This window comes from Flavobacterium sp. (assembly GCF_041392005.1).
In the GTDB taxonomy this organism is placed as follows: Bacteria; Bacteroidota; Bacteroidia; order Flavobacteriales; family Flavobacteriaceae; genus Flavobacterium.
Window position 1 is genome coordinate 1 of record NZ_JAWKMX010000037.1, and the last position, 9,117, is coordinate 9,117.

Here is a 9,117-nt window from a genome sequence, read left to right on the forward strand (position 1 = left end):
CGTTCGATTTAATACAAGAGTATCGTTTAGAAATGGGAACTCAATTAAAAGTAGGAACTAGGAAAAATTTGTACGAATTTTGGAAAAAAACAGTAACCGATTCTTTAAATGCCGAATTAGATAAAGACGAATTATTTATAAATTTAGCAAGTAATGAATATTTTAAAGTTATTGATACAAAAAAATTGATAGCCTCAATAATTACACCCGAATTTAAAGATTATAAAAATGGAAAACTTAAAATGATAAGTTTTTTTGCTAAAAAAGCACGTGGTTTAATGGTGCGCTACATTATAGATACAAATGCTAAAACTATAGAAGATTTAAAAAACTTTAATTACGAAGGTTACGCTTTTGATGCCACTTTAAGTAAAGATACTACGTTAGTATTTACCCGATAAAAATAGCCACTTTTAAAAGTGGCTATTTTTTATTATTTCACATCGGTTGATGGATTTTCGTTATTTGTAGAAGTATCATTTTTTATTTCTTCAGCAACATTTTCGCCTTTTAAATAAGTAGGTAAATTTAATCCTGCCATATTAAATAAATCGTTTAAAGGAGGAACTGTTTTCATCATACCACTTACAAAGTTAGCAGTTGAAGTGTTTCCTTCGGCGTTATTACCTCCGTCCCAAACTGTAATTTTATCAATTTTGATATTTTTAACGGCTTCCACTTGAGTTTTTACCAATTCTGGTAATTTTTCAATCAATAGCAACTGGAATGCTTTTGTTGGGTCGCCGCCAGCAGCACTTACCACATCGCGGTAACCTTCGGCTTGTTTGGTTAAAATTTCATATAAACCTTTTGCTTCGGCTTCCATTTTTGCAAAAATAGCATCGGCTTCTCCTTTTGCTTGTACTCTAATTCTTTCGGCTTCGGCTTGTGCATCAATTACAGCTTTTTGTTTCGCAATCTCTGCAGGAATTACAATATTTGCATTTTGAGTAGAACGTTCTCTTTCGGCACGTGCCGTTTCCGCTTTTTGTTCGGCTAGGTACGCTTCTTCTAATGCTTTTGCTTGCTGTACTTTTTCAGATGCTAAGGCAATACGCAATGCTTCTGCTTCTTTTTCACGACGAGTAGCTTCCGATTGTGCAATGGCAATTTTGGCTTCATTTTCTCCTTGTATTGCTACGGCATTGGCTTCGGAAGTTTTTACACGAGTATCGCGCTGTGCTACAGCTTTACCAATGCTTTCATCTTTAAAGGCTTCGGCAATACTTACTTCTTTATCTTTGTTAGTAATGGCAATTTTTACATCTCTATCTCTGTGAGTTTCGGCAATTTGAACATCTTTTTCTCGGTCTGCTAACGCTTTTCCGGTTTCTCCAATTTTTTCTTGTTCGGCTACCGAAATTTTAGCTTCGTTTATAGCTTTTGCAGCGGCTTCTTTACCAAGAGCTTCAATATAACCCGATTCGTCTTTAATATCGGTAACGTTCACGTTAATTAATTTTAATCCAATTTTCTTTAATTCGGAATCTACATTTTTAGAAATATTATCTAAAAATTTATCTCTATCAGAATTTATTTCTTCAATTGTCATGGTTGCAATAACCAAACGCAATTGACCAAATAAAATATCTTTTGCCAATTCTTGAATTTGGTCTGGACTCAATCCTAATAAACGTTCGGCAGCCGTATTCATATTATCGCTTTCGGTAGAAATGGCTATGGTAAATCGGCATGGAACATCTACTCGAATATTTTGACGCGAAAGTGCATTGGTTAAATTAGCTTCGATAGAAAGTGGTTTTAAATCGAGATAGGCGTAATCTTGAATAACTGGCCAAATAAACGCACCGCCACCATGTACACAACGAGCAGAGCTTCCACCTGTTTTTCCGTAGATTACTAAAATTTTGTCGGAAGGACAACGCTTGTAACGTGAAACTAAAGTTACAAAGGTTACAAATAGCACAAAAGCGGCTACAACAATAATAATAAATTCACCCATAGTTAATTAATATTTGATTAGAATTTGTTTGGAATTAAATTTTTTCGACCACAACAGTTTGGTTTTCAACAGAAACTACTTTAACCATTGAATTTGATGTGATTTTTTCTGGATTAAGAGAAACAGCTTCAAGTTCGTGTACTGAACCTTTTACACTTATTTGTATTTTTCCTTTTCCTGTTTTATTTTCGGGAATAGTTAAATAAACTTCGGCAGTTTTACCAATAGTGTCGGTTAATTTAAATGAATTATCTTCAGATAGTTTTAAAATTTGTTTTATTAAAAAGAAGAATAACAATACAAATATTACCCCAACAATTGTAGCCAAACTGATAAGAATGGTTTTGTTTTCAAATCGGTTGTAAAAGGCAATTCCTGTCCAGCTAAAACCTAATAAAAAATTGATAAGATTTCGTAGTGTAAATAGTTCAAAAGGCGTATCGCCACTATCATGACCGTCAACATCGGTATCAAAATCTGTATCGGTATCGGCTCCACCTAAACCTAGAAAAGTCATAATGGTTTGTAGCAAAAAGAAAATACTAATAGGCAAAGCAATATACCAAAACGCCTTTAGTAAAGTGTCGTAGTTTTCTAAAAAAGTCATAGTTAAAGTTAGTTTGTAGTAATTATACGACTATTTTTTAATAAAAGTTACAAACTACTACCGAAAAACTTTAAAGTTGTAGCCAATTTTTTAAAATTTGTTTTCCATTTGGTGTTAAAATACTTTCTGGGTGAAATTGTACACCTTTAATATTAAAGATTTTGTGCCGTAACGACATAATTTGGTTGTTTGCATCAATAGCAGTAATAATTAAATCGTTTGGAAAATTCTCGTTTGAAAGCACCCACGAATGATAACGACCTACTTTAAATGTATGAGGTAAGTTTTTAAAAATTTCATCATCATTTTGCAGCGTAATAGTTGTAGCAACACCATGATAAACAGTTTCTAAATTAATTAGTTGTGCACCAAAAACTTCGCCTATAGCTTGCAAACCTAAACAAATTCCTAAAATGGGTTTTGTTTTGGCATAAGTTTTTATTACATCGAGTAAAAGTCCAGCTTCAGACGGCAAACCCGGACCAGGCGAAAGGACTATTTTATCAAAAGATTCTAATTCGTTTAATTCAAATTCATCATTTCTAAAAACGGTAACAGTTGCACCCAAATCGTTTAAATAATGAACCAAATTATAGGTAAAACTGTCATAATTATCAATTAGTGCTACCGTATTCACAACATAAAAGAGTTATAGTAAAACTACAAATTTAAGATATTAGTTTAACATAGTAGTTTTTTACAAGACGGATTTTTTATTGTATTTCGGCGCTTAATCCTGCATCAAGCAATGCAGAACATTTCGGTTTAAGTTCGTCGAAACTACCTGTTTTTACACTACATTTACCAGTGTAATGCACTAAAATTGCGCATTGTTCGGCTTGTAATGGTTCGTGCTGGCAAACACTAATTAAAGTTTCAATAACGTGATCAAAAGTATTTACATCGTCATTAAACAAAATAATTTCAAAATTAGTTCCAATTTTTTCTTCAACTAAAACTTCTTCTTGTACTTTTTCTATAGTGCTCATAGTTTTAATGTGAAATTTTTACAAAAATAAAAAAAAAATATAAATAACTAAAAATTAATGTTTTACATATTTTAATGAAGCCCAATTGTGGCGTTCTAGTTGCTTTACAAAAGTTAACCCTTTAGTAATGCAGCTCTCGTTAATGGCTTCAAAATCTTCAGTATAAAATCCGCTTAAAAATAAAATTCCATTTTCATTAAGACAATCTACATAAATTTGCATATCGTTTAGCAAAATATTTCGGTTAATATTAGCAATAATAATATCGTATTTTTTTCCTTTTAAAAGTGAAGCGTCGCCTTCATAAACCGAAATATGGTTGCAGTTATTGCGTTCGCAATTTTCAATAGAATTTAAGTAACACCAATTGTCAATATCGATAGCATCTATAGGTTTTGCACCTTTCATTTCGGCTAAAATGGCTAAAATAGCAGTTCCGCAACCCATGTCTAATGTTTTTTTATTCCTAACATCAGTTTCTAGCAAATGCTGAATCATCATATGTGTAGTTTCATGATGCCCCGTACCAAAACTCATTTTGGGTTCAATTACAATTTCGTATTCGGCATTTAATTTTTCGTGAAAAGGAGCTCTAACATAGCATTTTTCATCTACATAAATAGGGTTGAAGTTTTTTTCCCATTCTTCATTCCAGTTAACTTGTTCTATAAACTCTATTGTGTGCGAAATTTCAAAATCAGGATTGTTTAAAATATAAATTTCATCTAAAATAGTTTCATTCCATAAGCTTTGTAAAATGTAAGCCGAAAATCCTGTTTCGGTTTCAATAAAACTATCAAATGGTAATTCGCCTAATTCGGCAATTAATATTTCGGTTCCAAGCTCTTTAGGCTCAACTGTAAAATGATAAGCTATGTAGGTATTCGACATTTTTATTTTTTTTGCAAAGTTACGTAAAGATTAGTTTAATGATGGAAATATTTTAATTTTGCACCAAATAACAACACACAATGAAATATGTATTAACTTTTATTGCAATTGCATTTGCTTTTTCGGTGGGTTTTGCTCAAAAAACACACAACGATTCTATTAAAAATAACGATGTTAAGCTCTCGGCTTTGCCTTATTACAGTTACGGAAAAGGTTTGGGCGTTACTTCGGCCGATAGTTTATTTCAATTAAATATCCGTTTTCGTATGCAAAACCGTGTTACGTATATTGAAGAAGATGATACAGCTGCTCGCTATGAAGCCCAAATTCGCAGATTGCGTTTACGACTAGATGGCTATGTGTTTAACCCACAGTTTTTATATGTAATTCAGTTATCGTTTGCTCCAGGCGATGTAGGACAAGTACACGAAGGCGATAATATAAATATTATTCGAGATGCAGTTTTTTATTATAGACCAAATAAGCATTGGAATTTTCTTTTCGGGCAAACCAAATTACCAGGAAATAGACAACGTGTAAACTCATCGGGCGCTTTACAATTAACCGATAGAACAATTAACAATGCTCGCTTTACTATTGATAGAGATTTTGGCGTGCAAGCTTATTATTTAAACGAGAAAAAAGACGAATTTTCATATGCTGTAAAAACAGCCATTTCGACAGGAGAAGGACGAAACTGGACGAAAACTTCGGACGATGGCGTGGCATTAACTGGAAAAATAGAATTTATGCCTTTTGGTACATTTTCTAATAATGGTGTGTATTTTGAAGGCGACGTTGCCCGAGAACAAACGCCAAAATTAATGATTTCTGGAGCATACCAGCAAAATAATAAAGCAGTACGAACTAATGGACAATTAGGAAATGTATTATACGAACCGCGTACGCTTCGTTCGTATTTTTTAGATGCTATGTTTAAATACAAAGGCTGGGCTTTTATGTCGGCTTATATGCAACGCAGTGCCGATGACTTAATTACCTACAACCCTGATGATATTACCGAATATAACTATGTGCAAGCAGGTAACGGAATGGATTATCAGGCGAGTTATATTTTTAAAAACAATTTTGAAGTAATTGGACGTTTTTCGTATCAAAATATGAATACAGCAATTAAAGCACTTACACCTGATTTGAAACAGTATAGCATAGGTGTAACCAAATACATAAGAGAGCACTCGTTTAAATTACAAGCCGAGTTAACGTATAACGAGCTAGAGTATTTTTCTGGTATTACTAAAGATAATTGGTATGTGCGTGCGCAATTAGAAATAGGAATTTAAAAAATAGGTTATTGGTAAAGAGAAAAGGTAATTGTTTTAAAATGTGTTACTTTTGTCTTTTTATACCTACCTTTTACCTTTATCAAAAATATGAAAATAGGCGAATACAATACACTAAAAATTTTAAGAGATACAAAAGTTGGACTTTTTTTAGGCGATGACCAACAAGATGTTTTGCTTCCCAAAAAATATGTGCCAAAAGAATTTTTTATAGGCAATGAAATAACCGTTTTTTTGTATCTCGATCACGAAGAACGACCTGTAGCCACTACCTTAAAACCATACGTTAAACTAAACGAATTTGCTCATTTAAAAGTAAATTACATTAATAAATTTGGAGCTTTTCTCGATTGGGGATTAGAAAAAGATTTATTCGTTCCGTTTAAAGAACAAGCCAAGCAAATGGAAGTAGGTAAGCGGTACTTAATTTATATGTATTTAGACGAACAAACCAATCGTTTAGCAGCAACAAGTAAGGTAAATAAATATTTTTCAGAGGAAATATCAAATTTTGAACCTAACGAAGAAGTAGAAGTAATGATTTCGCATATTACCGATTTAGGCGTAAACGTTATTATCGAAAATAAGTTTAAAGGATTGGTTTTTTCCGATGAGGTATTTAAAGATATTAAACTGGGTACCAAAACCAAAGCCTATATTAAACAAGTTCGTCCTGATGGAAAAATTGACGTTACCTTTAAAAAAATAGGTTTAGAGGCTATTGATGACGATGCTGCATTAGTTTTAAAAGAATTAAAAGCCAATAATGGATTTTTAGGCTTACACGATAAAAGTCATCCAGAAGATATAAAAACGGTGCTACAAATGAGCAAAAAAGCTTTTAAAAAAGCGGTAGGAACGCTGTACAAATCAAGAATTATTGATATAAAAGATAACGGAATTTTCTTAAAATGAAGAAAATAGATAGCGAAAATTTATATTTAGTAATTAGTATAATATCGGCTATATTTTTGCCATTTAGTTTATCAAAAATCAATAACGATTTATCGGCTTTTGGTAATTCATTTTTAAATATTTGGTTGCCATTTTGGTTATTGGTTTTGTTTCTTCCGTTTTATGGAATAACCCAAATAGTAAAACGCACCGACGATTGGAATATAAAATTTTGGATTGGTTTACTGCTTAATATGCTCAATTTTATCTTTTTTCTTCGTTTTTTCGGAATGGAAATTTTACCTAATTAATCGTCTTCAATTTCAAAAGGATAGTTGCCAAACAATGAAGATAAAGCTTTTGCTTGATATACTTTTCGTGTGTATTTATTTGACAGACAGAAAATAGCAACCGTATCGTTTTTTAATGTGGTATATGAAGTGGTGTTTCCGTGCCACCAACCATTGTGGTAAAAAAGGGTAGTGTAATTATCCCATTCGTTTAACCGAATGCCTAAACCATAATTTTTTACACCCGGTTTTTCGTAACTATAACCTTTAAAAATTTCGTTACGTAAACTGTCTGAAAAAAAATCTTTTGAATACGTAGCATTATCAAATTTTAATAAATCTTCAACAGTTGAATAGATGTTTTTATCGCCATAAACGGCATCTAAATTATCATACGGAATTTTCTCCCAAGTACTTTTATAAGAATGACTTACAGTGTCTTTTTGCTTCTCGTATTCAAACACAAAGGAATTCTTCATTTGTAAAGGCTCAAACAATAATTTTTGCATAGCTTCTGGAAAAGATAAACCCGATATTTTTTCAATTACTAAAGCTAACAAAGCATAATTTGTATTGTTGTAACTAAATTTAGTATTGGTTTTAAATTCTAAAGGAAGATTTTTTGTTTGTAATAAATTAAGTAGCGCTTCATTGGTAAGCATTTTATTTTTTTTCCAAATTTTTGCATCATCTGTGACATGTAAATAATTTGGCAAACCGCTTCTATGGTTTAATAAAGTACAAATGGTAACTTTTTCGTAAGGAAATTCAGGAAAATAATTTTTAAATGAATCGTCAAGTTTTAGTTTACCTTCATCTACAAACCGAAGTACAACTGCAGCGGTTAAAACTTTACTTATCGATGCTAAATGAAGCGGTGTGTTTTTGGTTAATTTTTGTTTCTGTTCGTAATTTGAAAACCCTTGTACATCTTCAAATAAAATTTTGCCATTTTTGGCTACTAAAAACTGCCCGCTAAAGTTATCAATGTTAATTTTAGATTGGTAAAATTGCTTAATTTCTTGTTTTAATTTTGCAATTTCTTTTGGGTTATTTTTATGAAAATTAACAGGGAAAGCATCAATTTTTTTGGGAATGCTAACAAAAGGTTGCATTGGTTGTTTTTCTTCCTTTTTACAAGCAAATACAAGTAGTAATAAAAGAAAAAGGCTACTTTTTTTCATTATTAGCTGTTAGAATATTGGGATTTATTTTTTGAAGTGCAGCAATAAATTGTGCTTTGTTCTTTGGCGAAATATAAACATCATCAAATGTATTATAGGTTATAATAATGCCACGATGACTAAAACCGAGTTTCCACATAGTAGGAATTAAAATACCGTTATGATTTTCGATTTTTTGTATAGCATCAATTTTAATGCGAAATACAATTGGCCCCGATTTTATAATTAAAATATCGTTTAAAATAGTATAATTTGTTGCAAAAGTACACCAAATAATAAACCCAAAAACAGAAAGTGTAATACCCAACACAATAAAACTTGCCATGCTTGTTTCTTCAAAAAAAGGAGCAGCAGAAACCGCTAAAAGCAGTAGTAATGCAATTGAAATTACAATTTTATAAAGTGTACTAAATTCAGAATAAAAAATCATTTATAAGCCTAATTTCTTTTTTAAAGATTTATCTAGTGCATTTTTATGTACCAAAACCGAAATAGCTTTCAATTGAATATAAGGCACACTCATATATACAAATCCGCCGTTTGCCACACGTTTTTCATTGGTTCCCCAAGAATTTTTTACTTTATAATAGATATTTCCTTTTTGATCTTTCATTTTTCCGACAATGTGCATCAAGTGATCGTCGGTAGTGTCAAAATTTTCAAACTCTTGCTGACGATAGTCTTGTGAAATTACTTTTTCTTTTACAATTTCTGTCAAGCCATTTTTTGCATCGTCACTATTTTCAGGAATAAAAGCCACACCATATTTTGCCGAAAAAGTTTCTTCAGAAACATCTGCATCTAGAGCAAGCGTGTAGCCATTTTCAAGTGCATTATCTATTACTGATGTAAATTCGTTGAGTGGTAAATTGTACATGCTACCATTTGAAAAATTATCTGGAATATTTAAAATAAATTTCTCGTAAAAAGGAGCTTGCGTAAAACTAGTCAGGGTTATATAATCATCTGGATTTATTTTTGTCATTTCCATAAAT

The 9,117-nt window shown here is 31.7% G+C and carries 12 protein-coding genes; 4 read left to right on the plus strand and 8 right to left on the minus strand.

The window, feature by feature from the left end:
- The coding region (locus R2808_RS11050; protein WP_371271075.1) for a YaaA family protein at positions 1–401 on the plus strand (401 nt) is incomplete at its 5' end.
- A 32-nt stretch (positions 402–433) separates the two neighbouring features.
- On the opposite strand, the gene R2808_RS11055 is transcribed toward R2808_RS11050, so the two are convergent.
- From R2808_RS11055 to prmA, 5 genes are all read right to left on the minus strand, one after another.
- Positions 434–1,963 (minus strand): flotillin family protein, encoded by a 1,530-nt coding sequence (locus R2808_RS11055; RefSeq protein WP_371271076.1) that lies wholly within the window; start codon positions 1,961–1,963, stop codon positions 434–436.
- A 34-nt stretch (positions 1,964–1,997) separates the two neighbouring features.
- A complete protein-coding gene (locus R2808_RS11060) occupies positions 1,998–2,570 on the minus strand; it encodes an NfeD family protein (RefSeq protein ID WP_371271077.1) in 573 nt (190 codons plus the stop codon).
- A gap of 70 nt (positions 2,571–2,640) precedes the next feature.
- Positions 2,641–3,207: an aminodeoxychorismate/anthranilate synthase component II gene (locus tag R2808_RS11065; protein ID WP_371271078.1), complete on the minus strand. Its 567-nt coding sequence runs from the start codon at positions 3,205–3,207 to the stop codon at positions 2,641–2,643.
- A gap of 76 nt (positions 3,208–3,283) precedes the next feature.
- Entirely contained in the window at positions 3,284–3,559 is a 276-nt protein-coding gene (locus R2808_RS11070) for an ATP-dependent Clp protease adaptor ClpS (RefSeq protein ID WP_371271079.1), read from the minus strand.
- A 54-nt stretch (positions 3,560–3,613) separates the two neighbouring features.
- The gene (gene prmA / locus R2808_RS11075; RefSeq protein WP_371271080.1) at positions 3,614–4,450 is read right to left on the minus strand and encodes a 50S ribosomal protein L11 methyltransferase; all 837 of its coding nucleotides are present in this window, start codon (positions 4,448–4,450) and stop codon (positions 3,614–3,616) included.
- An 80-nt stretch (positions 4,451–4,530) separates the two neighbouring features.
- Between prmA and R2808_RS11080 the strand changes: the two genes are divergently transcribed.
- From R2808_RS11080 to R2808_RS11090, 3 genes are all read left to right on the plus strand, one after another.
- Positions 4,531–5,754 (plus strand): porin, encoded by a 1,224-nt coding sequence (locus R2808_RS11080; protein ID WP_371271081.1) that lies wholly within the window; start codon positions 4,531–4,533, stop codon positions 5,752–5,754.
- 90 nt (positions 5,755–5,844) lie between these two features.
- Entirely contained in the window at positions 5,845–6,669 is an 825-nt protein-coding gene (locus R2808_RS11085) for a S1 RNA-binding domain-containing protein (protein WP_371271082.1), read from the plus strand.
- Positions 6,666–6,959: a hypothetical protein gene (locus R2808_RS11090; RefSeq protein ID WP_371271083.1), complete on the plus strand. Its 294-nt coding sequence runs from the start codon at positions 6,666–6,668 to the stop codon at positions 6,957–6,959. Before R2808_RS11085 ends, R2808_RS11090 begins: the two co-directional genes overlap by 4 nt.
- Here the strand turns inward: R2808_RS11090 and R2808_RS11095 are convergent.
- The 3 genes from R2808_RS11095 to R2808_RS11105 form a co-directional block, all read right to left on the minus strand.
- Positions 6,956–8,122: a serine hydrolase domain-containing protein gene (locus tag R2808_RS11095; RefSeq protein WP_371271084.1), complete on the minus strand. Its 1,167-nt coding sequence runs from the start codon at positions 8,120–8,122 to the stop codon at positions 6,956–6,958. The two genes, R2808_RS11090 and R2808_RS11095, sit on opposite strands and share 4 nt — an antisense overlap.
- The gene (locus R2808_RS11100; protein WP_371271085.1) at positions 8,109–8,552 is read right to left on the minus strand and encodes a PH domain-containing protein; all 444 of its coding nucleotides are present in this window, start codon (positions 8,550–8,552) and stop codon (positions 8,109–8,111) included. The genes R2808_RS11095 and R2808_RS11100 overlap by 14 nt, the downstream gene beginning before the upstream one ends.
- On the minus strand, positions 8,553–9,117 hold a 565-nt coding region (locus tag R2808_RS11105), incomplete at its 5' end, for a C1 family peptidase (RefSeq protein WP_371271086.1).

What these genes read in the sequence shown, in the direction of transcription:
- R2808_RS11055 (WP_371271076.1), bottom strand. Translation starts at nt 1,963, where the DNA reads ATGGGTGAATTTATTATTATTGTTGTAGCCGCTTTTGTGCTATTTGTA.
- R2808_RS11060 (WP_371271077.1), bottom strand. Translation starts at nt 2,570, where the DNA reads ATGACTTTTTTAGAAAACTACGACACTTTACTAAAGGCGTTTTGGTAT.
- R2808_RS11070 (WP_371271079.1), bottom strand. Translation starts at nt 3,559, where the DNA reads ATGAGCACTATAGAAAAAGTACAAGAAGAAGTTTTAGTTGAAGAAAAA.
- prmA (WP_371271080.1), bottom strand. Translation starts at nt 4,450, where the DNA reads ATGTCGAATACCTACATAGCTTATCATTTTACAGTTGAGCCTAAAGAG.
- R2808_RS11080 (WP_371271081.1), top strand. Translation starts at nt 4,531, where the DNA reads ATGAAATATGTATTAACTTTTATTGCAATTGCATTTGCTTTTTCGGTG.
- R2808_RS11085 (WP_371271082.1), top strand. Translation starts at nt 5,845, where the DNA reads ATGAAAATAGGCGAATACAATACACTAAAAATTTTAAGAGATACAAAA.
- R2808_RS11090 (WP_371271083.1), top strand. Translation starts at nt 6,666, where the DNA reads ATGAAGAAAATAGATAGCGAAAATTTATATTTAGTAATTAGTATAATA.
- R2808_RS11095 (WP_371271084.1), bottom strand. Translation starts at nt 8,122, where the DNA reads ATGAAAAAAAGTAGCCTTTTTCTTTTATTACTACTTGTATTTGCTTGT.
- R2808_RS11100 (WP_371271085.1), bottom strand. Translation starts at nt 8,552, where the DNA reads ATGATTTTTTATTCTGAATTTAGTACACTTTATAAAATTGTAATTTCA.